This window comes from Ensifer sp. Root127 (assembly GCF_001425225.1).
GTDB classification, from domain to species: domain Bacteria; phylum Pseudomonadota; class Alphaproteobacteria; order Rhizobiales; family Rhizobiaceae; genus Ensifer; species Ensifer canadensis.
The window spans coordinates 1090417-1113486 of the sequence record NZ_LMDX01000001.1 but is presented as its reverse complement, the minus strand read 5'-3'; the positions used below and the strand labels follow the sequence as shown (position 1 = coordinate 1113486).

General features: G+C 62.1%; 24 protein-coding genes and 1 pseudogene. 15 read left to right on the top strand and 10 right to left on the bottom strand.

Annotated features, from left to right (window positions below):
• Positions 1-47: 47 nt before the first annotated feature.
• On the bottom strand, positions 48-1622 hold the full coding sequence (gene ubiB / locus ASD03_RS05225) for a 2-polyprenylphenol 6-hydroxylase (RefSeq protein WP_025425657.1): 1575 nt from the start codon (positions 1620-1622) through the stop codon (positions 48-50).
• 4 nt (positions 1623-1626) lie between these two features.
• A complete protein-coding gene (gene ubiE, locus ASD03_RS05220; protein ID WP_025425658.1) occupies positions 1627-2403 on the bottom strand; it encodes a bifunctional demethylmenaquinone methyltransferase/2-methoxy-6-polyprenyl-1,4-benzoquinol methylase UbiE in 777 nt (258 codons plus the stop codon).
• A 198-nt stretch (positions 2404-2601) separates the two neighbouring features.
• On the opposite strand from ubiE, the gene mutM reads away from it, so the two are divergent.
• The 4 genes from mutM to dnaA all read left to right on the top strand — a co-directional run bounded on the left by mutM (position 2602) and on the right by dnaA (position 7264).
• Positions 2602-3492 carry a bifunctional DNA-formamidopyrimidine glycosylase/DNA-(apurinic or apyrimidinic site) lyase gene (mutM, locus tag ASD03_RS05215; protein WP_057204300.1) on the top strand — a complete coding sequence of 297 codons (891 nt, stop codon included), beginning with the start codon at positions 2602-2604 and terminating at the stop codon, positions 3490-3492.
• Positions 3493-3545: 53 nt separating this feature from the next.
• The gene (locus tag ASD03_RS05210) at positions 3546-4319 is read left to right on the top strand and encodes an enoyl-CoA hydratase (protein WP_025425660.1); all 774 of its coding nucleotides are present in this window, start codon (positions 3546-3548) and stop codon (positions 4317-4319) included.
• A 192-nt stretch (positions 4320-4511) separates the two neighbouring features.
• On the top strand, positions 4512-4778 hold the full coding sequence (gene rpsT, locus ASD03_RS05205; RefSeq protein WP_025425661.1) for a 30S ribosomal protein S20: 267 nt from the start codon (positions 4512-4514) through the stop codon (positions 4776-4778).
• Between the two features lie 938 nt (positions 4779-5716).
• Entirely contained in the window at positions 5717-7264 is a 1548-nt protein-coding gene (dnaA, locus tag ASD03_RS05200) for a chromosomal replication initiator protein DnaA (RefSeq protein ID WP_081788833.1), read from the top strand.
• Positions 7265-7325: 61 nt separating this feature from the next.
• On the opposite strand, the gene gcvA is transcribed toward dnaA, so the two are convergent.
• Positions 7326-8210, bottom strand: coding sequence for a transcriptional regulator GcvA (gene gcvA / locus ASD03_RS05195; RefSeq protein WP_025425663.1), 885 nt, complete (start codon positions 8208-8210; stop codon positions 7326-7328).
• 169 nt (positions 8211-8379) lie between these two features.
• Between gcvA and ASD03_RS05190 the strand changes: the two genes are divergently transcribed.
• From ASD03_RS05190 to ASD03_RS05155, 8 genes are all read left to right on the top strand, one after another.
• A complete protein-coding gene (locus ASD03_RS05190) occupies positions 8380-9315 on the top strand; it encodes a DMT family transporter (RefSeq protein ID WP_025425664.1) in 936 nt (311 codons plus the stop codon).
• 150 nt (positions 9316-9465) lie between these two features.
• Positions 9466-9840, top strand: a complete 375-nt coding sequence (locus tag ASD03_RS05185; protein WP_025425665.1) for a YciI family protein — start codon at positions 9466-9468, stop codon at positions 9838-9840.
• Positions 9837-11111, top strand: coding sequence for an RNA polymerase sigma factor (locus tag ASD03_RS05180; protein WP_025425666.1), 1275 nt, complete (start codon positions 9837-9839; stop codon positions 11109-11111). Before ASD03_RS05185 ends, ASD03_RS05180 begins: the two co-directional genes overlap by 4 nt.
• A 77-nt stretch (positions 11112-11188) precedes the next feature.
• Complete coding sequence (locus tag ASD03_RS05175; protein WP_025425667.1) at positions 11189-11671, top strand: SRPBCC family protein; 483 nt, start codon at positions 11189-11191, stop codon at positions 11669-11671.
• Positions 11672-11734: 63 nt separating this feature from the next.
• Positions 11735-12601, top strand: a complete 867-nt coding sequence (locus tag ASD03_RS05170; protein ID WP_025425668.1) for a nuclear transport factor 2 family protein — start codon at positions 11735-11737, stop codon at positions 12599-12601.
• Between the two features lie 41 nt (positions 12602-12642).
• Positions 12643-13065: a DoxX family protein gene (locus ASD03_RS05165; protein WP_057212515.1), complete on the top strand. Its 423-nt coding sequence runs from the start codon at positions 12643-12645 to the stop codon at positions 13063-13065.
• Positions 13066-13078: 13 nt separating this feature from the next.
• Complete coding sequence (locus tag ASD03_RS05160; protein ID WP_025425670.1) at positions 13079-13447, top strand: DUF1801 domain-containing protein; 369 nt, start codon at positions 13079-13081, stop codon at positions 13445-13447.
• A gap of 111 nt (positions 13448-13558) precedes the next feature.
• Positions 13559-14173 (top strand): glutathione S-transferase, encoded by a 615-nt coding sequence (locus tag ASD03_RS05155; protein ID WP_025425671.1) that lies wholly within the window; start codon positions 13559-13561, stop codon positions 14171-14173.
• Between the two features lie 141 nt (positions 14174-14314).
• On the opposite strand, the gene hemW is transcribed toward ASD03_RS05155, so the two are convergent.
• From hemW to rph, 4 genes are all read right to left on the bottom strand, one after another.
• On the bottom strand, positions 14315-15496 hold the full coding sequence (gene hemW / locus ASD03_RS05150; protein WP_025425672.1) for a radical SAM family heme chaperone HemW: 1182 nt from the start codon (positions 15494-15496) through the stop codon (positions 14315-14317).
• A gap of 119 nt (positions 15497-15615) precedes the next feature.
• Positions 15616-16263, bottom strand: coding sequence for an RdgB/HAM1 family non-canonical purine NTP pyrophosphatase (gene rdgB, locus ASD03_RS05145; protein WP_025425673.1), 648 nt, complete (start codon positions 16261-16263; stop codon positions 15616-15618).
• A 41-nt stretch (positions 16264-16304) separates the two neighbouring features.
• Positions 16305-16724 carry a VOC family protein gene (locus tag ASD03_RS05140; protein ID WP_025425674.1) on the bottom strand — a complete coding sequence of 140 codons (420 nt, stop codon included), beginning with the start codon at positions 16722-16724 and terminating at the stop codon, positions 16305-16307.
• A gap of 17 nt (positions 16725-16741) precedes the next feature.
• Positions 16742-17461, bottom strand: a complete 720-nt coding sequence (gene rph, locus ASD03_RS05135) for a ribonuclease PH (RefSeq protein WP_025425675.1) — start codon at positions 17459-17461, stop codon at positions 16742-16744.
• A 159-nt stretch (positions 17462-17620) separates the two neighbouring features.
• Here rph and hrcA point away from each other — a divergent pair, with 159 nt between their 5' ends.
• Both hrcA and grpE read left to right on the top strand, forming a co-directional pair.
• Positions 17621-18700, top strand: coding sequence for a heat-inducible transcriptional repressor HrcA (hrcA, locus tag ASD03_RS05130; protein WP_025425676.1), 1080 nt, complete (start codon positions 17621-17623; stop codon positions 18698-18700).
• Positions 18701-18854: 154 nt separating this feature from the next.
• Positions 18855-19475: pseudogene (grpE, locus tag ASD03_RS05125) on the top strand (nucleotide exchange factor GrpE); the annotation flags it as partial.
• Between the two features lie 72 nt (positions 19476-19547).
• Here grpE and ASD03_RS05120 read toward each other — a convergent pair.
• Together ASD03_RS05120 and ASD03_RS05115 are read right to left on the bottom strand one after the other, a co-directional pair.
• Entirely contained in the window at positions 19548-20783 is a 1236-nt protein-coding gene (locus ASD03_RS05120) for a D-arabinono-1,4-lactone oxidase (RefSeq protein WP_025425678.1), read from the bottom strand.
• Positions 20784-20797: 14 nt separating this feature from the next.
• Positions 20798-21565, bottom strand: coding sequence for an SDR family NAD(P)-dependent oxidoreductase (locus ASD03_RS05115; RefSeq protein WP_025425679.1), 768 nt, complete (start codon positions 21563-21565; stop codon positions 20798-20800).
• 137 nt (positions 21566-21702) lie between these two features.
• Here ASD03_RS05115 and ASD03_RS05110 point away from each other — a divergent pair, with 137 nt between their 5' ends.
• Positions 21703-22509, top strand: a complete 807-nt coding sequence (locus ASD03_RS05110; protein ID WP_025425680.1) for a helix-turn-helix transcriptional regulator — start codon at positions 21703-21705, stop codon at positions 22507-22509.
• Positions 22510-22529: 20 nt separating this feature from the next.
• Here ASD03_RS05110 and ptsN read toward each other — a convergent pair whose 3' ends face one another.
• Entirely contained in the window at positions 22530-22994 is a 465-nt protein-coding gene (ptsN, locus tag ASD03_RS05105; protein WP_025425681.1) for a PTS IIA-like nitrogen regulatory protein PtsN, read from the bottom strand.
• Positions 22995-23070 lie beyond the last annotated feature (76 nt).

The following is a 23070-nucleotide window of genomic DNA, read 5'->3' as shown; positions in this document are numbered from 1 at the left end:
GGCAGTGGAATTGCAAGCCGGTTCGGCGACCGGATTGCCGGTGGCGCTCAGGTCACCTGCCAGGCGATATAGACGAGCGTGGCGGCAATCAGCCACAGCGCCAGGCGGCCGGAGCGCGTGTGGCGTGCCTCGGCCTTGCCGATGGCATGCGCCGTCTCGGCGTCGAACCGTAGGCCGTTTTCGCTCATGGCCATGATCTCGCTGGAGAATTTTTCCGTGCGGGCGGCGATTTCCGGTGCTGCTTCGGCCAGACGAAGGGCCGCGTGCAGGCCGTCGCGCAGGTCGGTGACGATGCGCTTCGGTCCGAGATTGTCGCGGATCCACTTGCCGACCACAGGCTCGGATGCTTTCCACATGTTGAAACGCGGATTGAGCGTGCGCGCGACGCCCTCGACGACGACCATGGTCTTCTGCAGCATGACCAGTTCCGGCCGTGTCTGCATGTCGAAGAGCTCGGTCACCTCGAACAGAAGCGTCAGCAGCTTTGCCATCGAGATGGTCTCGGCCGGCTGGCCGTGGATCGGCTCGCCAATGGCGCGGATCGCCTGGGCGAAGCTCGCGGCATCATGATGCGACGGCACGTAGCCTGCCTCGAAATGCACGTCGGCGACGCGCTGGTAGTCGCGGGTGATGAAGCCGAACAGGATCTCGGCGAGGAAGCGGCGTTCCTTCTTGCCGAGACGGCCGACGATGCCCATGTCGACGGCGACGATATGGCCGGCATCGTCGACGAACAGGTTGCCCTGATGCATGTCGGCGTGGAAGAAGCCGTCGCGCAATGTGTGGCGGAGAAAGGACTGGATCAGGGTGTCGCCCAGCGCGTCGAGATCGTGGCCCGCCGCCTTCAGCCCGTCGATATCCGACATCTTGACGCCGTCGATCCATTCCATGGTGACGACGTCGCGGCCGGTGCGTTCCCAATCGACCTTCGGTACGCGAAAGCCGGAATCTTCCTTGGTGTTCTCGCCGAGTTCGGAAAGGGCGGCTGCTTCCAACCGAAGATCCATTTCGATCTTGGTCGTCTGCTCTAGCGTCTTGGTGACCTCGACCGGTTTCAGCCGCCGCGTATAGGGCAGGAAACGCTCCTGCATGTGGCTGACGAGATACATCGCCTCGATATCGGAGGCAAAACGCTGGCGGATGCCGGGGCGGATGACCTTGACGGCAACCTTGTCGGGCCGGCCGTCGCGCATGACGATGGCCGGATGAACCTGGGCGATCGAGGCGGCCGCCATCGGCAGGGAAAATTCGGCGTAGAGGTCTTCGACCTTGCGGCCGAGCGATCCCTCGATCGCGGCCTTGGCTTCGCTTTGCGGAAAGGTCGCCATCTGGTCCTGCAGCAGCGACAGGTCAGCGGCAAATTCCGCGCCGACGACGTCGGGGCGGGTTGCCAGGAACTGGCCGATTTTCACATAGGAGGGGCCGAGGCGTGCAACGGCGCGCGACAGCCGGTCGCTGCGCTCCTCGCCTAGCACCTTGCGGCGGGCGAAAAGCCCGGCTGCCTTCTGGGCGAAACGGGCAAAGGGCGGCAGGTGTTCGGTCGGGACCGCCGAGACGACGCCTTCGCGCACGAGAACCCAGCCGATCCGCACGAGGCGGACATATGCTCCAGCTGTGCTCATAAGATCAGATTTTCCAGCCGGAATGCAGCGCTGCGATGCCGCCGGTGTAATTGGTGAAGGAGACGCGCGAGAAGCCCGCCTCCTTGATCATGGCGGCAAAATCGCGCTGGTTCGGGAACTTGCGGATCGATTCCACCAGATACTGATAGGGCGCTTCGTCGCCGGTGATCAGCTTGCCGAATTTCGGGATCGCGTTGAACGACCATGCATCGTAGAAACGGTCGAGAAGCGGCATCTCCACTTCGGAGAATTCGAGCACCAGCAGTCGCCCGCCGCGCTTCAACACACGATAGGCTTCTTTGAGCGCGACATCGATACGCGGGACGTTGCGGATGCCGAAGGCGATCGTATAGGCGTCGAAGGAATTCGCGTCGAACGGCAGTTCCTCAGCATTGGCCTCGACAAAATCGAGATTGGCCGAAAGCTTCTTCTTTTCCGCCCGTTCCGCGCCGACGGCGAGCATCGAGCCGTTGATGTCGAGAACCGTCGAATGCGCCTTGCGGTCGGAGGCTTCGATGATGCGGAAGGCGATGTCGCCGGTGCCGCCGGCGACGTCGAGCGTCCTGTAGCCCTCGCGGCGCGGCGGATTGAGCGCGGCAATCATCGCATCCTTCCAGGCGCGGTGCAGCCCGGCCGACATCACGTCGTTCATGATGTCGTAGCGCTTGGCCACCTTATGGAAGACGTCGTTGACGAGCGGCTGCTTTTCGCCCGTACCGACGTTGCGGAAACCGAAGGAGGTTTCCATTCCGCCATTGGCCGATACCCGCTGATCCGTCATACGAAGAACTCCACCTGAACCAATTTTTCCGGCACCATAGCGAAATCGTCCGACCCGCGCTATCTCGGGGGCAGGGCCATGGCTGCGGCATAGCGCACCCCTATAGGATAAGTAGCCCGCCAAGGAAATGCCAACGGCCGGGCTTATGGTGGTTAAGAATGCCGGGCGTGTGGTGGTTAAGAAAGAAGGAGACGACGCATGCCGGAACTGCCGGAGGTCGAAACGGTAAAACGGGGTCTGGCGCCGACCATGGAAGGCGCGCTCCTCGTCAGTGCAGAACTGCGTCGGCCGGATCTGCGTTTTCCCTTCCCTGTCAATTTTGCAGCCACCGTTGCCGGTCAGCGCATCGTCTCGCTGTCGCGCCGGGCAAAATATCTGATGATCGATCTGGAGGCCGGTGACGTCATCATTGCCCATCTCGGCATGTCAGGTTCGTTCCGTATCGAACAGGGCGCGCTGCCAGAAACGCCGGACGAATTTCACCACCCACGCGCCAAGGATGAGAAGCACGATCATGTGATCTTCCATCTGGAAGGTGCCGTCGGCCCCGCCCGTGTCATCTATAACGATCCGCGCCGTTTCGGTTTCATGGATCTCGCCCGACGGGACACGGTGGCGGCCCACGCCTTCTTCCGCGCACTCGGGGAAGAGCCGACCGGCAACGCGCTCGACGCCGCCTATCTGGCGGCACGCTTTGCCGGAAAGGCGCAACCGCTGAAGGTAGCCTTGCTCGACCAGAAGAATATTGCCGGCCTCGGCAATATATATGTGTGCGAGGCGCTCTGGCGTTCAGGCCTGTCGCCGCTGAAGCCGGCAGGCGCCCTCGTCGACAGCCAAGGTGGGTCGAAGCCGGAACTGCAGGGCCTGACCGTTGCAATCCGCGAGGTCATTGCCGATGCCATCGCCGCGGGCGGCTCGTCGCTGAAAGATCATATCCAGGCCGACGGATCGCTCGGCTATTTCCAGCATTCCTTTTCCGTCTATGACCGGGAAGGGGAGGCTTGCCGCACGCCGGGTTGCGGCGGTACGGTCGCCCGCATCGTGCAGGCGGGACGCTCGACGTTTCATTGCCCGCGCTGCCAGAAATGAACATCCGGGTCCGGCCGGACCCGACCGCTGACACGAATTCGGAGGAGACGACAATGAGTTACGAGACGCTGCTGGTCGAGACGCGCGGACGCGTGGGCCTGGTCACGCTCAATCGCCCGCAGGCGCTGAATGCGCTGAACTCGACCGTTATGCGCGAGCTTGCCGCGGTGCTGAAAGCGTTCGATGCCGATAACGAGATCGGCGCCGTTGTTGTCACCGGTTCGGAGAAGGCCTTTGCGGCCGGCGCCGACATCAAGGAGATGCAGACGCTGGACTTCGTCGAAAGCTATCTCGGCGATTTCATCGGCGGCTGGGATCAGGTGGCTGCTGCCCGCAAACCGGTCATTGCAGCCGTTTCCGGCTACGCGCTCGGCGGCGGGTGCGAACTGGCGATGATGTGTGACTTCATCATCGCTTCCGAGACGGCAAAGTTCGGCCAACCGGAAATTACCCTTGGCGTCATCCCCGGCATGGGCGGGTCGCAGCGCCTCACCCGTGCCGTCGGCAAGGCGAAGGCGATGGACCTCGTCCTCACCGGACGGATGATGGACGCGACCGAGGCGGAACGCGCAGGACTCGTTTCGCGTGTGGTGGCGCCGGAGAAATTGATGGAGGAAGCGCTGGCTGCGGCCGAGAAGATCGCATCGTTCTCGCTGCCGGCGGTGATGATGGCAAAAGAGGCCGTCAATCGCTCGCTGGAGCTCACGCTTGCCGAAGGCCTGCGGTTCGAACGGCGGCTTTTCCATTCGCTGTTTGCCACTGAAGACCAGAAGGAAGGCATGGCCGCCTTCGCAGCGAAGCGCAAGCCGGAGTTCAAACACAGGTAGATCAAGGGGCGACGCGCAGTTTTCTCCAAATTGCGCGTTGACGGGGCGGCCGTTTCTCGCTATATGCCGCCCTCAGTTTGGAACGCCAAATCTGGGCTTTCCGATAATGCTCCCGAATTGCTTTGATGACAGGTCGCAGTGACCCGGCACGGCGAGGGCGGAGTTCATGTCAGTTTTCGAAGAGAGGCATCAATGGCCAATACAACTTCGGCGAAAAAGGCGACCCGCAAGATCGCACGCCGCACTGCAGTGAACAAAGCCCGCCGTTCGCGCGTCCGTAACTTCGTCCGCAAGGTCGAAGAAGCGATCGCAACCGGCGATCAGGCGGTCGCAGCCGCAGCCCTGAAGGCCGCTCAGCCCGAGCTGATGCGCGCTGCCATCAAGGGCGTGCTGCATTCCAACACCGCTTCGCGCAAGGTTTCGCGCCTTGCACAGCGCGTGAAGGCACTTTCGGCCTAATCCGGCTAATAAAAATCTGTTAATTGAAAGCCCGACCCTTGCGTCGGGCTTTTCCGATTCATACATGTGTCATCACGATGGTTAACCTGCACGACATTTCTCGTGTCAATGCGATGACAGAATTTCTATAGGAATTTCAGAGACTTACGAGAGGTCCTTGGTGATAGGGTGTCTCTGGCTGGGGGTCTTCTGGGCCCGTGATGAGTCAAGCGAATTTTTATTTTTTTTCTTTTTCGCCAGCTAATCAAAGAGCCGAAAATCAAAACCCTTGATTCAAAAGCGATTCTTCCCGGACTCGGATTGCGGCAAGCAAAAGGCAGCATGAGAGTCAACGGGCAGCGCTTAAGGTTGCGTAAAAATCGCGATTGATCTTGCCCATCGATCCTGCCTAAATGCCCTCCACAGGGGACACAGACCATATCTGTAAAGGGAAGTACGGAGGCCATTTCAACGAGATGGTTTCAGGCTTTCTGTTCCCTGTATCAGGGCGGCTCCACGTCGTTCAATCAGACAAGTCGAGAACGAAAAACCGGATGGCCCAACCATTCCGGACGAGGACATTTCGACTTCTGGTTGCCGGTGGCGCCACTGCTCAAAGTCAGGTGCAAGCGGTGCCTGACGAGAGATAGAATCCAGCGCTCGGCTGTCCGCTTCGTACGAGGGTGCGAGACAGTTGTCGGCGAGGAGGAGGATCCGGCACGGTCCAGGGCGGACTGGGGGATTTGTTGACAATGAGGCGCGAGGGGACATCAGCCGGCCGGCAAGGCCTGGCAGATGCGCGTAGCGCGCACCCGGTCGGGAGATGAGGAGCCCGGTTGGATTGCGACTGTGACGTTCGGTGAAGCGGCATGACCTCGATGAGGAAGCCGTGGGTGCCGGACATAAGAGATGGGGCCGGCAGAGATGACGGCGTCTGAACATAATCGGAAGGCGGCAAAATGCGGATGAACTTGGTGACGGCGGCGGGCGCGTTTCAAAAGAACGGCGACGTATTTCAGGCCGGAAGCAATCTATCTCAGGCGGCGGGAGATAAGCACGACATGAGGCATGACGCACTGTTCGAACGAGTGAGTGCGCGTTTGAAAGCCCAGGTCGGTCCCGATGTCTTCGCCAGCTGGTTTGGGCGTCTGAAGCTCCATTCGGTTTCCAAGAGCGTCGTGCGTCTCTCGGTGCCCACGACATTCCTGAAGTCCTGGATCAACAACCGCTATCTCGATATCATCACCCAGATCTTCCAGCAGGAAGACGGCGAAATCCTGAAGGTCGAGATCCTGGTGCGGACCGCGACCCGTGGCGCCCGTCCGGTTTCACAGGAAGAGACGCTGCCGCAGGCAACGGAATCGGCTCCTGCAACGCCCGCACGCCGTCCGACGACGGCGCAGTCCGTGGCTTCGGTCGCAGCCTCTGCGGTTGCCAGCGTTCAGCGGCCGACCCAGGCGCCGCTTTTCGGCTCGCCGCTCGACCAGCGTTACACCTTCGACAGCTTCGTCGAGGGCTCTTCCAACCGCGTTGCGCTTGCAGCCGCCCGCACGATTGCGGAAGCCGGCGCCGGTGCCGTGCGCTTCAACCCGCTGTTCATTCATTCAAGCGTCGGGCTCGGCAAGACCCACCTTCTGCAGGCGATCGCCATCCAGGCGCTGCAGAGCGCCCGCGCTCCACGCGTCGTCTATCTGACGGCCGAATACTTCATGTGGCGCTTTGCCACCGCAATCCGCGACAACGACGCGCTGTCGCTGAAGGAATCGCTGCGCAACATCGACCTCCTCGTCATCGACGACATGCAGTTCCTGCAGGGCAAGTCGATCCAGCACGAGTTCTGCCATCTGCTGAACATGCTTCTCGACTCGGCCAAACAGGTCGTCGTCGCCGCCGACCGCGCTCCTTGGGAGCTGGAATCGCTCGATAGCCGTGTTCGCTCGCGTCTTCAGGGCGGTGTCGCCATCGAAATGGACGGACCGGACTACGACATGCGCCTCGAAATGCTGAAGCGCCGTCTCGACTCCGCTCGTCAGGACGATACTTCGCTGGACATTCCCGGCGATATCCTGAGCCATGTTGCACGCAACATCACCGCCAGCGGCCGCGAACTCGAAGGCGCCTTCAACCAGTTGCTCTTCCGTCGCTCGTTCGAACCGCATCTGTCGATCGAACGCGTTGACGAACTGCTTGGGCATCTCGTCAATGCCGGCGAACCGCGCCGTGTCCGTATCGAGGACATCCAGCGTGTCGTTGCCAAGCATTACAACGTATCGCGCCAGGAGCTGGTGTCGAACCGCCGCACCCGCGTCATCGTCAAGCCGCGTCAGATCGCGATGTATCTGTCGAAGACGCTGACGCCGCGGTCTTTCCCGGAAATCGGCCGCCGCTTCGGTGGTCGCGACCACACGACCGTTCTGCATGCGGTGCGCAAGATCGAGGAGTTGATCTCCGGCGATACCAAGCTCAGCCATGAGATCGAGCTTCTGAAGCGCCTGATCAACGAATAGGCGCGAGATAGATTTACTTTCCGATTGCGAGAAAGGCCCGGGAAACCGGGCTTTTTTCGTTTCAGGCGCCGCGTGCCTGCGCGACGATCCAGGCACGGAATGCTGTGACGGCCGGCCGGTCGAGGGCCGATGGCGGATAGACCAGGTGATAGGCGAGATCGGTGGCGATGCCGGTTGGAAACGGCGCGACCAACACGCCTTCGGCAAGCTCGCGCGAAACCAGCGACAGGCGCACGAGAGCGACGCCATCGCCGGCTCTTGCCGCCTCGATGGCGCCATTGCTGTTGACGAACACCGGACCGCGCGTCGTGTCTATGCCTTCGGCGCCGACGGCCTCCAGCCACAGCTGCCAATCCGACCTCTGAACGTCATACAACAGCACATGGGCCGAAAGATCGGCCGGCGTGGTGAGCGGATGCTTGCGGGCAAGGGCCGCGTTGACGACCGGCACCAGCTCGTCATCGATCAGCCGCTCGCTCGTCAGACCCTCATAGCGACCGAAACCGTGGCGGATAGCGATATCGACGCCATCTGACACGAAGTCGGTCAGCCGGTTCGAGGCGCTGATGCGGATGTCGATGCCGTTGAGACGCTGCTCGAAGTCGCTGATCCTCGGCACCAGCCATTGCGCCGCAAAAGTTGGCGTGCAGCTCACCGTCAGTACCGGCGCGCGATTTCGCGCCGTCAGTTCCTCTGTCGCTTCCCGCATCATCCGGAAGGCGCGGCGCAGCGTCGAAAAATAGGTGCTGCCATCCTCGGTCAGAACCAGTTGCCGCGGCCGTCGCTCAAACAGCATCACACCCAGCGTCTGCTCCAGTTCACGCACCTGCAGACTGACCGCACCAGGTGTGACGCTGAGCTCGCGCGCCGCGAGCGTCACACTCAGGTGTCGGGCCGTGGCCTCGAATGCGCGCAGTGCTGCAAGGGAAGGAAGAGGTGTCATTATGATTTAGCCATACTCAATCATGGAAAGAGAAATGCTCGTTTGTGCAAACACTAACATGCTGACACTATTTATGTAAATCGAAGTCAACCAATATGGTTGTTTCAGATGAAGGCGAAGAACTAAATCATAGGAGGGTATGGAGATGCCGGAAACACTTAAGGCGAAGGTGATGGGACCCGGTGAATGGGCCATGCTGATCACACTGTCCCTGTTGTGGGGCGGCTCGTTTTTCTTCGTCGGCGTTGCGGTCAAGGCGCTGCCGCCGTTCACCATCGTTGCCCTGCGGGTCAGCCTCGCGGCGACGGCGCTTTTGATTTTCCTGCGCTTCACCGGCCGCGCGATGCCGCGCGATCCCCGCATCTGGCTTGCCTTCTTCGGCATGGGTCTGCTCAACAACCTGATCCCGTTTTCGCTGATCGTCTGGGGCCAGACTCATATCGCCAGCGGCCTTGCCTCCATCCTCAATGCCACCACGCCACTCTTCGGCGTCGTCGTCGCCCATCTGCTGACCGACGACGAGAAGCTGACCGCCAACAAGCTCTCCGGCGTGTTGATCGGTTTTCTCGGCGTGGCGGTGATGATCGGGCCTGCAGCGCTCGGCGGGCTCGGCTCGAATGTGCTGGCGCAGTTCGCCGTGCTGGGAGCTGCCCTTTCCTACGCCTTTGCCGGCGTTTTCGCCCGTCGTTTCAAGCGGATGGGCGTTGCGCCCATCGTCACCGCGACCGGGCAGGTCAGTGCATCGAGCATCATGCTCGTGCCGATCGCGCTGCTCGTCGATCACCCCTGGACCCTGACCGTGCCGGGCCTTGAAGTATGGGGAGCGATCATCGGCATTGCCTTGATCTCGACCGCGCTTGCCTATGTGCTGTTCTTCCGCATCCTGGAAACGGCGGGTGTCACCAATCTGATGCTGGTGACGTTTCTGATCCCGGTCAGCGCCATTCTGCTCGGCGCCTTGTTCCTCGGCGAAAACCTCGAGCCCAAGCATTTCTTCGGCATGGTGCTGATCGCCGCCGGCCTCGCCGCTATCGACGGTCGCCTGGTCCGGCGTTTCCGTCGCAAACAAACGGTCGATCCGGATCTCGCCTGCGGCGAAAATATCTGAAATCAGGCAAGCTCATGAACGATCGCGGCGGTGCGCAGGCACCTGCCGCGATCATTGCGTTTGGGCCCGTGATTGCAGGTATTTTTTTTGGCGGTCTTGTCGACTATCTCTTCTCCAGATCGTCCTTGTTACAGGAGCAGGAGAGTTCCAATGCTTTACGCCGTATTTTGTTACAACCAGGAAGACGTCACTGCCAACTGGACCAAGGACGAGGACGACAAGGTCATGCGTGACCTTGCTGCCGTCCAACGCAAATATGGCGATGCCGGCAAGCTCGGGCCGGTGGCGCGGTTGTTGCCGACCACGGCGGCAACGACGCTCCGCCACGCCGTTGGCGAGACCGTCGTCATCGATGGCCCATTTGCCGAAACGAAGGAGCAGCTGCTCGGCTTCTATGTCGTCGATTGCGCTTCACTGGACGAAGCGCTCGATTTCGCCCGCGAGCTCAGTGCGGCCAATCCTGCAGACGGCTCCTATGAAATTCGTCCCCTTGCCATCTACAAGCCAAGTGAGTTTCCCTCATGACAGACACGACCTGGATCGACCTCGCACTTGTTTCCGCTCGGCCGCAGGCAATGGGCGCGCTTCTGCGCTATTTCCGCAATCTCGATACGGCCGAGGAAGCATTCCAGGAGGCCTGTATCCGGGCATTGAAGACCTGGCCGAAGAGCGGCCCGCCGCGTGACCCGGCCGCCTGGCTGATCTTCGTCGGTCGCAACAGCGGCATCGACAAGGTGCGCCGGCAATCTCGCGAGACCGCGTTGCCGCCGGAAGAATTGCTCTCCGATCTCGAGGATCAGGAGAGCGATCTTGCCGAACGTCTCGATGGCTCCCACTACCGGGACGACATTCTCAAGCTCTTGTTTGTCTGCAGCAATCCGGTCCTTCCGGCAACGCAGCAGATCGCGCTGGCGCTGCGCATCGTCTCCGGCCTGTCGGTCAAGCAGATTGCCCGTGCCTTTCTCGTCGGCGAGGCGGCGATGGAGCAGCGCATCACCCGGGCAAAGGCCCGGGTCACCGCCGCCGGCATCGCCTTCGAAACGCCTGACGCGGCCGATCGGTCGGAGCGGCTGGCGGCCGTCGCAACCATGATCTATCTGGTTTTCAACGAGGGCTATTCGGCGATGAACGGGCCGGACAGCGTCTCGGCCGATCTTTGTGAGGAGGCGATCCGGCTCGCGCGGCTGCTCCTGCGGCTGTTCCCCTCCGAGCCAGAAATGATGGGGCTGACGGCTCTGCTCCTGCTGCAGCACTCACGCTCGCGCGCACGTTTCGATGCCGATGGCGGCATCATCCTGCTCGATGATCAGGATCGCAGCCTTTGGAAAAAGCCTCTGATCATCGAGGCGCTGGCCATGATCGACAAGGCGGTGCGCCATCGCCAGCCGGGTCCCTACCAGATCCAGGCCGCGATCGCCGCCTTGCATGCGCGTGCGACGCGCCCGGAAGAAACCGATTGGGAAGAAATCGACCTGCTCTACCAGGCGTTGGAGCGGCTGCAACCGTCGCCGGTCATCACGCTCAACCGCGCCGTCGCAGTGTCGAAGAGGGACGGGCCTGAAGCGGCGCTCGCGCTGATCGAGCCACTTGCCGAAAAACTCGCGGGTTATTTCTACTTCCATGGGTTGAATGGCGCGCTGTTGAAGCAGGCAGGCCGGGTTCGCGAGGCGCGCGTCGCCTTTGACCGGGCGATCGCGCTGGCCACCAATGCCGCCGAGGCCTCCCACATCCGCATGCAGCTCGATCATCTGAGCAAGGATGCGGGCGAGAAAAACCTGGCCACTGAAAAAAGATAAAAAATCTTGTCGGCGGTTGTCGGAACCGTGGCTGCAACTTCGTCCTTGGACTGAACCCGCTGACGGAGAAACAAACAATGACCGTTGTCACTGAAATCAAACCTGCCGACGACCGCGAACTGGTCATCACCCGCCTGATCGATGCGCCCCGCGCGCTCGTCTACCGCTGCTGGACGGATGCCAAGCTGCTGAAGAAGTGGTTCGCGCCTTCGCCGTGGACGACGCCGGAGGCAAAGCTCGAGGTTCGCGCCGGCGGCGCCAACCGCATCGTCATGCGCTCGCCCGAGGGCGAGGACTATCCCAATCTCGGCGTCTATCTCGAAGTGGTGCCGAACGAGAAGCTGGTCTTCACAGACGCCTTCACCGATGCCTGGTCGCCATCCGACAAGCCGTTCATGGTCGTAACCATCACCTTCGAGGACGTCGGGGCCAAGACCCGCTACACCGCACGGGTCCGCCATTGGTCCGTCGAGGATCGCGAAGCCCACGAAAAGATGGGCTTTCACGAAGGCTGGGGCCAATGCGCCACCCAGCTCGAAGGGGTAGCCAGGCAACTCTGATCAAGCCCAGGGCTCGACGGCCGTCGCCCTCGCGCCTGCCACCATCGGGAAGGGAGACCCGCCATGTCCGTGATCGACAACAAGAGTGCCGCCGTCGCCGAAATCCGTACGGTGATCGATGATTGGGCGGATGCCATGAGGGTAAAGGACGCCAAGCGCGTCATCGGCCATGGGACGCCTGATTGTGTCCTCTTTTCGCTGGCGCCGCCGCTGAAGTCGTCCGATGCCGGCGAGGGCGGGCTCGAACAGTGGTTTTCCACCTGGCGTGGACCGCTTGGCTATCGCTTCGGGGATCTCGATATCTCGGTCAGCGGCGATGTCGCATTCGTCAGTATGCTCACCGAACTTTCCGGCGAGAAGATCGATGCCGGGAAAATGTCGGTCTGGTTCCGCCAGACCCTCGGTTTGAAGCGCATGGCTGCCGGCTGGAAGATCGCACACCAGCACGAGTCCGTGCCTTTCTACATGGATGGCAGCCTCAAGGCAGCCGTCGATCTCAATCCGAAATCGACGGTCGACGGGCAAGCGCCGGCGCCGCCACCGATGCTAGGCCCGATCGCCTACCTCTGCGTCGAGGATGCGTACGCGACCGCTGATTTCTACGTCCGCGCCTTCGCCGCAACGGATGGCGGGCGGATGCTCGCCGAAGACGGTAAACGGCTGATGCATTGCCATCTGACGATCAATGGCGGTGCATTGATGCTCAACGATCCCTTCCCGGAACACGGCATGCCCTATGCCGCGCCGCAGGGCGTCGTGCTGCATCTGGTGGTCGAGGACGCGCAATTCTGGTGGGATCGCGCGGTTGCCGCCGGCGCCGAAGTGACGATGCCGCTTGCGGTCGCCTTCTGGGGCGACCTCTATGGCCAGCTGCGTGACCCCTTTGGCATCCGCTGGGGCATCGTCGGACCGGCCAAGAAGACAGACTGAAGAACGATTTGTGACAACGGGAAACGAGGAGAACTCCCCGAATGAACACTGCTCTTGTTATGACGGCTCCGGCTGGAAAAATGGTGATCCTCGGCCGCGTGCTGAGCGGTCTGGTTGTTGCGTTCCTGGCCTTCGACGGAGCGATCAAGCTCGTGCCACTGGACGTGGTGACTGAGACTTTGGCGGTGCTCGGCTATCCCGCCGATGTTGGCCTTGCGCGTCTGCTCGGCGTACTCACGCTTCTGTGTGCGCTGCTCTATGCGATCCCGAGAACGTCGGTCCTCGGCGCCATTCTGCTCACCGGTTATCTCGGCGGTGCCATGGCGACGCATCTGCGCGCGGATAGCCCTCTTTTCACCCATCTGCTGTTCGGGCTCTATCTCGGCGTCATCGCCTGGGCTGGCCTGTGGCTCCGAGACCGTCGCGTGCGCGCGCTGATCCCGTTCAAGAACGAGCAAGCCTAAGGAGAATTTCGCGATGAGCAAAACGGTTAGCGACTACATTGCAGGCCTTTCCGGTACGCCGGCTGCCGTGGCGAAAGAGTTGCACGGTGCCATTCTTGCCGCCGGCGGCACCAGGGACAGCGTGAAATGGGGCCATCCGATCTATGAGGCCGGCGGACCGGTCTGCCTGATCAAGGCTGCCAAGGACTATGTGACGCTCGGCTTCTGGCGCGGCGCCGATATGCTCGATCTCGACCCACGACTGGCCAAGGGCGGCGGCAAGGGCGACATGGCCTTCATCAAGGTGAAAGCGACCGGCGAGGTCGACGGCGCCCAGGTGGCGCGGCTGGTAGCCAAGGGTATCGCCCTCAATGCCGAGAAGGGCGATCCGTTCAAATCTTGAACGACGAAACAAACTTGCAAAGGGCGCTCCGAAACAGAGCGCCTTTCTCTTGTCCGATGCAATACATCTTCGCGGGACCGGATAATTTCCTTCCAACACCCGCGAGGCACGATGATCCTCTATTACCAGACCCATTCCCCTTTCGCCCGCAAGGCACTCGTCTTCGCCCACGAGGTCGGCATCGCTGAGCGACTGGAGGTGATCCACCACGAGACCAGCCCGACGCTGCGCAATGAAGAGGTCCATGCCGAAAATCCACTCGGCAAGGTGCCGGTTCTCTTGCGCCCCGAGGATGCGGCGATCTTCGATTCCGACGTCATCTGCGCCTATTTCGATACGCTGCATGATAGCCGCAAGCTCATCCCCGAAAGCGGCGAGGCGCGCTGGCATGCCCTGAGATTGCAGGCCGTGGCGCAAGGGCTGGCGCAGGCGGGGATCGGGTTGCGTTGGGAAACGGAGCGACGCCCGGAAGCCTTGCGCTATCCGGCGCTCGCCGACGGCTATGCCGAAAAGATCGAGCAGACCTATGACTGGCTGGAGCAGACGCTCGATGTCGACGCGCCGCTTGATATCGGCCACATCGCGCTCGCCACGACCCTGTCCTGGATGGCGTTCCGTGACCTGCCGTCGTTCCGTGACCGGACGAAGCTGAGCGTCTGGTTCGATGCCTTCGAGGAACGACCATCGATGCGCGCGACGCCGCTCTCCGGCGAGACCCACGATTGAGCCTTCGGTTTCCTTGCGTTGGATGCAGGCAGGGCGGCCGCTAAAACATTTGCGTCTCAGACGGTGGCATCGAGACGCGATATTTCCTTGCTCTACGCATTTCCTGACGGAAAACCGCTTCGCACTTTTCCTGGAAAAGCGCTAGCAGGCGAGGTCGGCGACGACGGCGTCGAGAATCAACATGCCGGAAGGCGTGCAGCGCAGGCGGGAATTTCCCAGCCGCTCGATGAACCCGTGGTCGATCAGGAACTGCTCGCGGTCTGGATCGGGATCGCGGCCGGACAGCGTCTGCCAGCGGGCGAGATCGACGCCTTCCTTGAGGCGCAGGCCCATCAGTAACAATTCGTCGGACTGGGCCTCGAGGTCGAGCACTTCGCGCTCGACCATGCCGTGGCCGTAGGTTTCGACCAGCCGCAGCCATTCCTCCGGCTTGCGCTCGGTCGCCGTCGCCAGCTTGGCGCCGCCGACGCTGAGGCGGCCATGGGCACCAGGCCCGACGCCGGCATAGTCGCCATAGCGCCAGTAGGTGAGGTTGTGCCGGCTCTCGGCACCAGGGCGGGCATGGTTGGAGACCTCGTAGGCGGGCATGCCGATCGCCGCCGTGATGTCCTGGGTCGCCTCGTAGAGGACCGCCGATTGCTCACCATCAGGAACGATCAGCTTGCCGGCCTTGTGCAGGCCGAAGAAGGGCGTGCCCTCCTCGATCGTCAGCTGGTAGAGCGACAGGTGGTCGACGGCATAGGAGACGGCCTCCTTGAGCTCGCGTTCCCATTCCTCGACCGTCTGGTTGGGGCGGGCATAGATCAGGTCGAAGGACATGCGCGGGAAGATCTCGCGCGCCAGCCGGATCGCTTTCAGCGCGTCTTCGACATTGTGCAGCCGGCCGAGAAATTTGAGGTCCCGGTCGTTCAGCGCCTGCACGCCGAGCGAGACACGGTTGACGCCGGCCGCGCGATAGCCGTGGAAGCGCGTCGCCTCGACACTCGAAGGGTTCGCCTCCATGGTGATCTCGATGCCATCGGGCACATGCCATTCGCGGGCGATGCCCGAGAGGATAGCGTCGACCGTTGCCGGATCCATCAACGACGGCGTGCCGCCGCCGATGAAGATGCTGGTGACGGTGCGTGGACCGGAAAGCTCACGCGCCTCCGCCATTTCCTTGAGGAAAGCGGCGACGAAACGCGGCTGGTCGATCGGCTGGTGGCGCACGTGGCTGTTGAAGTCGCAATAGGGGCATTTGGCCGCGCAGAACGGCCAGTGCACATAGATCCCGAAACCGGGATCCATGCCGTCACCGAGTGCCGATAGCGTGGCCGTCTGCATCGTTGCGTCTCTCATGCGGTAGATCACGTTGACCTTGGGCCGATCGACCCGAAGTCATGACTGCGATCGCTTCTAACAAATTGGAGCGGGATGTTGCGGAAAACCGCATACACGTTTCCTCAGCCCGCTCCAAGGCAGGTTTCGGCGAAGATCTTGAAGGCGCGGGCACGGTGCGACAGCGCTTCAGCATCGCCCGGCTTCCAGCCGTGTTTCTCGTCCGCGCTCATCTCGCCGAATGTAGTGTCGTAACCCTTCGGCTGAAAGACCGGATCGTAGCCAAAACCCTGGTCGCCGCGCGGCGGCCACACGACATGGCCCTCGACCTCGCCGCGGAAAAGTTCGACATGGCCGTCTGGCCAGGCAAGGCAAAGCACCGAGACGAAACGGGCCGTGCGTTTTTCAGGCGCACTTGCGCCCTTGCCCTGCAGCGCCTTTTCGACCTTTTCCATCGCCATGGCGAAATCGCGGCTGCCGTCTTCGCGTTCGGCCCAGTTGGCGGTGTAGACGCCAGGTGCGCCATCAAGTGCGTCGATCGCCAGGCCGGAATCGTCCGAAAGCGCCGGCAGGCCCGAGGCCTTGGCCGAGGCGAGCGCCTTGATCGTCGCGTTTTCCTCGAAGGTCGTGCCGGTCTCATCCGGTTCGACGAAGTCGAGGTCGGCTGCCGACTTGGCCTCGAAGCCGAGCGGCCCGATCAGGTCGCGGATCTCGCGGATCTTGCCGGCATTGTGGCTGGCGACGATGAGCGTCTTGTCATCCAGTGTGCGCATGATGTGTCGTCTCTTAAAAGATGCGGCGCGAAGGCCGCGGTTCATTCGATGGACCAGAGGCCCGGTTCCGCGCATTCGAGGCTGTTGCCGGCCGGATCGCGGAAGTAGAAGGAGCGCGTGCCGTTCGGCCAGACAACATCGGCTTCGATCGTGACACCCGCCGTTTCCAGCTTGGCCCTCCAGGCGTCGAGTGCCGACGCGGAAACGCGGAAGCACATGTGGCCCTGGCCGGTGGTGCCGTGCGGCGGCACCGGCAGGGCCGCATCCGGCGAAGGCGGTTTGACCGTTTCCGCAGGATTGAAAATCAGCAGAACGCCCGAGCCACAGCGAAAGAACACATGTCGGTTCTCCCGCCGTGTAATCTTCTCCAGCCCCAGCACACCGCTGTAGAAGGCCTCGGCGGCGTCGAGATCCGACGCATAGAGCGCAGTCTCAAGAATGCCATCCAGCGCCGGGGCCATCGTCTCCGTCCTTCTCGTCAGCCGGCGATCGCCTGCTTCTGCAGTGCGACAAGCTCGGCAATGCCGGTCTTTGCCAGTCCGAGCAGGCTTGCGAATTCCGCTTCGCTGAAGGGTTTGCCTTCGGCCGTGCCCTGGATCTCGACAATGCCGCCGGTGCCGGTCATGACGAAATTCGCGTCGGTCTCGGCGGCGGAATCTTCGAGGTAGTCGAGGTCGATGATCGACTGGTTGGCGAAGATGCCACAGGATATGGCGGCGACATGGTCCTTCAGGACCTTCTCGACCTTCACCATGTTGCGGGCTTCCATCCACTTCAGGCAGTCATGCAGCGCCACCCAGGCGCCGGTGATCGAGGCCGTGCGCGTGCCGCCATCAGCCTGGATGACGTCGCAGTCGATCGAGATCTGGCGTTCGCCGAGTGCGGGCAGATCGACGACGGCGCGCAGCGACCGGCCGATCAAGCGCTGGATTTCCTGGGTGCGGCCGCTCTGCTTGCCGCTCGAGGCTTCGCGACGCATGCGCTCGCCGGTGGCGCGCGGCAGCATGCCGTATTCGGCCGTCACCCAACCCTTGCCGCCGTTGCGCAGCCAGGCCGGAACCTTTTCCTCAAGGCTGGCTGTGCACAGCACGTGCGTATCGCCGAATCGCACCAGACAGGAGCCTTCCGCGTGCTTGGAGAAATTGCGCTCGAACGAAACCTTGCGCATTTGGTCGATTTTTCTGCCGGATGGCCGCATCATCAAACTCCTATCGTATCTGGTGAGCCTTCTAGAGCATGGCGCAGCCAAAGGGAACCGGTGGACAGCCGGGGATCGGGGCGATTTTTCCCTTTTGCTATCGGGCGCGGGGATCACTATATTTCCGGCGGCAGGATTGGCCTGCGAACATGGAGCGACATGGTACTGCGCAATCCCGGAGTGACCGATATCGCGGCGGCGCTGGACGAGCGTTCCGGTGAAATCTTCCGTCGCATCGTCGAAACCTATTTGAACAGCGGAGAGCCTCTCGGCTCACGCAACCTTTCGCGGTTGCTGCCGATGTCGCTGTCGCCGGCGTCCGTGCGCAATGTGATGAGCGACCTCGAAGATCTCGGGCTGATCTATTCGCCGCACATCAGCGCCGGCCGCCTGCCGACGCAGACGGGCCTGCGTTTCTTCGTCGACGCCTTCATGCAGGTCGGCAATCTCTCCCCAGAAGATCGTGCTTCGATCGATCGGCACGTGCGGTTGAGCGACCATGCCCAGCCGGTCGATACGCTGCTGGCAGAGGCAAGCCAGATGCTGTCGGGCATGTCGCGCGGCGCCGGCCTCGTGATCACCGCCAAGAACGATCCGGTGCTCAAGCATGTCGAATTCATCCGGCTGGCGCCCACCAAGGCGCTGGCCGTGCTCGTCGGCGAGCATGACCAGGTCGAAAACCGCATCATCGAGCTTCCCGCCGGCGTGACGAGCTCGCAACTGACGGAAGCAGCGAACTTCTTGAATGCCCATCTCGCCGGCCAGACGATCGGCGAGGTGCGCTCGCAGCTCGAAACCGTCAAGCAGACCGTGCGCAGCGAACTCGATGCCCTGTCCCAGGAACTGGTCGAGCGTGGACTGGCGATCTGGTCGGGCAACGAGGGCGATGAAAAGCCGGCACGGCTGATCGTTCGCGGCCGGGCCAACCTGCTCGAGGGCCTGGAGGGAACCGAGGATATCGACCGCCTGCGCATGCTCTTCGACGACCTGGAAAAGAAGGACAGCCTGATCGAGCTGCTTGACCTCGCAGAGAGCGGCCCGGGTGTCAGGATCTTCATCGGTTCGGAGAACAAGTTGTTTTCATTGTCCGGTTCGTCGCTGATCGTTGCGCCCTATCGCGACAGTGAAGATCGCATCGTCGGCGCCGTCGGCGTCATCGGTCCGACGCGGCTCAACTATTCGCGCATCGTGCCGATGGTCGATTATACCGCGCAGTTGATGTCGCGGCTTTCGCGCTGATCAGGCGCTTTTGGCCACAGGCAGCATTGAACCCTTGATTTTTCGGCCCTAAACCTCGATATCGGCATCAAATCCAGTCACTGGGCATTTTACGCCATGCGGCCATCGTTGCGCGCGGGCGTCGGAATGCGGAAGACAAGACAGACGAACACCGGAGAACGTCATGACCGACGAAACAAACAAGCACGGACACGAAGCTGCCGCGACCGACGAGGCAGTCAACGATACGCCCGAGGTTGTGGAAGCGGCGCCGGTTGCCGAGCCCGATCCGCTGGAGCTTGCAAGGGCTGAGAACAACGACCTGCGCGACAAGTATCTAAGGCTCGCCGCCGAAATGGACAACCTGCGCCGCCGCACCGAACGCGACGTCAAGGATGCCAAGTCCTATTCCGTTGCTGGTTTTGCCCGCGACATGCTCGCCGTCTCCGACAATCTGCGCCGTGCGCTCGATGCCATCCCGGCTGAAGCGAAGGAAGCCGGAGAAGCGGGCCTTACTGCCCTCATCGAAGGTGTCGAGATGACCGAGCGCGCCATGCTGTCGGCGCTGGAACGTCACGGCGTGAAGAAGCTTGAGCCGGAAGGCCAGAAGTTCGACCCGAACTTCCACCAGGCAATGTTCGAAATCCCGAACGCCGACGTGCCGAACAACACGGTGCTGCAGGTCGTTCAGGCCGGCTACACCATCGGCGACCGCGTGCTGCGCCCGGCCATGGTCGGCGTATCCAAGGGCGGCCCGAAGGCGGCAGCTACGGAAGGCGACAGCCCGGCGGCCTGAGCTGCGGTCTGATCCATTTCAACGCCGCGCGTCCACTCGGATGCGCGGCGTTTCTTGTTTTCGGCAATCATATCAACCGAACAACTGCCGCAGGTGATCGTTGAGGAAACGGCCCTCCGGGTCGACTTTCGCCCGTAATGCCCGGAAATCGCCGGATCGTGGATAGAGCGCAGTCACGTCCTCCGCGCCGAGGAAATGCAGCTTCCCCCAATGCGGCCGCGAGCCGTATTGGCGCAGGATCGTATCGACGTCTTTGAGATACTCCCAATAGTCCGTGCCCGGCTCGCCCGAGACGGAAAGCGTGATCGAATCCTGCTCGTAGAACGGGCTGATCCAGCCGGTGTCGCCTGCGGTGAAGCGGTATTCGATCGGGTAGATGCAGGTCGGGTGCTTTTCCAGCATCAGCTTGCGCACAGCTTTTACAGCCTCCTTGCCGTGGGCGATGGGCACCGCATATTCAAGTTCGTGGAAGTTCGGCACATACTCGATCGGATAGATCTCCGAGGAATAGGCGATCTTCTCGAACCCCTGCTCCATCGGCGGCCGGTCGGTGATGTCGATCACCTTCATCTCGCAGACGTCGGACGTCTTGTCCGTCGTCGAAACCGACGCGGTATCCGGCAGGCAATAGCAATGCCGGCTTTCGGAAACCGGGCACCAGAAGAAGCCGAAGTGCCGATGCTTGGCGGCGAGTTCGTCGTGCTGCTCGATCATCTCGTCGAATGTGCAGCGCCAGAGCTTTTCATGCAGGTTGTAGCTGTCCATCGCCTGCAGCGTGATCTCGGAGATCACGCCGAGCATGCCGATCGAGACGCGGGCCGCCTCCAGCAGGTCCGGCGTCGTCTCGTCGACGACGAGAATGCTGCCGTCGGGCTCAACGAGCCGCATGCCGACGATCTGCGAGGCCATGTTGCCAAGTGCTGCTCCCGTGCCGTGGGTGCCGGTGGTGAGCGCCCCAGCCAGCGCCTGGCTGTCGATGTCGCCCTGGTTGATCAGCGAGAGGCCGTTCGACTTCAATACCTTGCCCAATTGGTTGATCGTCGTTCCCGCCCGGACCGAGACGCGTTTGCGCGCCTGGTCGATGGCGACCACGCCCTGCATGTTGGCAAGCGTCAGGTGGAGCCCGCTGGTCAGCGCCACCGGCGTGAAGGAATGGCCGGAGCCGGCGCAGCGCACATTGAGCCCTTGCGACGTCGCCTCGCGGACCATTTCGGCGAGCGCCGCCTCGCTCTCGGGTGCACCGCGCTGGCGCACGATGCAGGATTGGTTTCCGACCCAGTTGCGCCAGTGGCCGCCCGTCTGAAGCATATCTTTCCCCTCTCTCAGACCGCTGTGAAGCAATTGTCGACGAACAGATGCGTGCCGTTGACGAAGCTTGCCTCGTCGCTGGCCAGAAACAGCGCGGCATTGGCGACCTCTTTCGGGTCGCACATCCGCCCCTGCTGGGCAGCGATCGCCGCTTCCGAGACATCGACGCCGTATTTACTGAGGCCCACCAGTTCGCGCTTGCCGTGATCGGTGGCGATGAAGCCGGGGCAGACGGCGTTGCAGCGGATGCCGCGGTCGCGGAACTCAACCGCGATGGCACGGGCGAACATGTGGCAGGCGCCCTTCGTCGTGTCGTAGAGCACTTCCATCGGCGTCGCCGCCACGGCCGAGATCGACGAGGTGCAGACGATGCTGCCGCCGCCGGCGGCGAGCATCCCTGGAAGCACCGCCTTGGTCATCAGGAACATGCTGCGCACGTTGACGGCCATCAGCCGGTCCCATTCGTCCTCTTCCGTCTCCAGAAAGGGCCCGACCGCCAGGATGCCGGCATGGTTGAAGAGAACGGTGATCGCGCCGAAGGCTGCTTCGACCGCCTTGACGGCCGAGCTCACCTGCGCAGAAATCGAGACGTCGGCCGGCGCGAAGATCGCATCGCCGCCGTTTGCGCGGATGGCGGCGGCAACCTCTTCGCCCTTGCTGCGTGGCAGATCGACGATGCCGACCTTGGCCCCTTCGCGGGCAAAGAGTTCGGATGCGGCAAGCCCGCAGCCACCGGCGCCACCACTGATCAAAGCCACTTTTCCGGAAAGTCTGCCTGCCATCGTGTCCCCCTGTGCTCAAGCGTCGCGGCTAAACACGTGCTACGATCTTGGTCCCTCGTGGGATGAATTATTGTTGACGAAGAGGGGGCTGTCGATATCCCATGCGGGATACGGGGGTAGGGGAGAGTTCGACGCGGATGCTGGCTCGGGAGTCGGCCGATATTTCGGCCATGATCGGATTGATCGGAACACAGGATTTCGGCGGCGCGCTCGATCGCATGCTGCGCTCGGTCGCAAGCTTCGATCTCTCGGTTGCCTTCGCCTATCCCTATGATAACAGACCGATCGTGCTGCATGACGGCTACACCGCCAAGGTGTCCGCCAGCGCGCTTTCTGCCTATCTCGGCGGCGCCTATCTGCTTGACCCGTTCTATGTTGCCTGCAGCTCCGGCCAGCCGCAGGGGCTATGGCGCATGCGCGAACTTGCGCCTGACCGGTTCTTCCATTCGGAGTTTTCAAGCTCGGCCGAGGTGCATCCCTGCATCTCGATGGAAAGCGGGGTTCTGGTCGAAGAGATTGGCTTCGTCATTCCGCTCGATGACAGCGTGCAGGCCACCTATTCGCTGATGCGCGGCCGCGGCGGCACGCCGTTCAGCGACGAGGAACTGGAGCGCTTGCGGGTCTACGAGCCGATCGTGCGAGAGGCCGTGCGTTCGAACTGGCGCCAGCAAAGCCATGCCGTGGCGGCGACGCCTCGGCCCGACGACGCGATCGAAACCGCTTTCGACAGCCTCTGCGCCGACCGCCTGACCCGGCAGCAACGCAACATCGTCCGCCTGATCCTGCGCGGGCACAGCAACCTGTCGATCGGCAAGACGATGAACATCGCCGAAGGAACCGTCCGCATTCACCGCAAGAACATTTATCGCCGGCTCGGTATTTCGAGCCAGGGCGCACTGTTTCGAATTTTCATTGATCATTTGAACCGCCGTCAGCTTTACTGACGGCCGGTCCGGGCCGTGGCTCAGGCGGCGTGCGAGGTCGTGTCCTCGTTGAGCAGCGTGTAGATCGCGCTGGCGGAATCGCTCGATCGGATCTTCGCCACCATGTCGTGGTCGCGCAGTACGCGGGCGATGCGCGACAATGCCTTGAGATGGTCGGCGCCGGCGCCTTCGGGCGCCAGGAGCAGGAAGACGAGGTCGACAGGCTGGTCGTCGAGCGCTTCGAAATCGACCGGCGTGTCCAGCCGCGCAAAGATCCCGATGATCGACGGCAGGTTGTTGAGCTTGCCGTGCGGGATAGCAATGCCGTTGCCGACGCCCGTGGAGCCCAGCCGTTCACGCTGCAGGATGACATCGAAGATTTCGCGTTCCGGAAGGCCGGTGATCTTTGCCGCTTTAGCCGCCAATTCCTGAAGGAGCTGTTTTTTCGAGTTGGCCCTCATGGCCGGGATGATCGCATTTTGGTGCAGTAAGCCTGCCAATGCCATTCTTTTGTCCTCGTTCGCCGGTTAGAGCCGGACAACATCATCATAAATGCGTCGCAATGGCTCTAACCATCTTTGT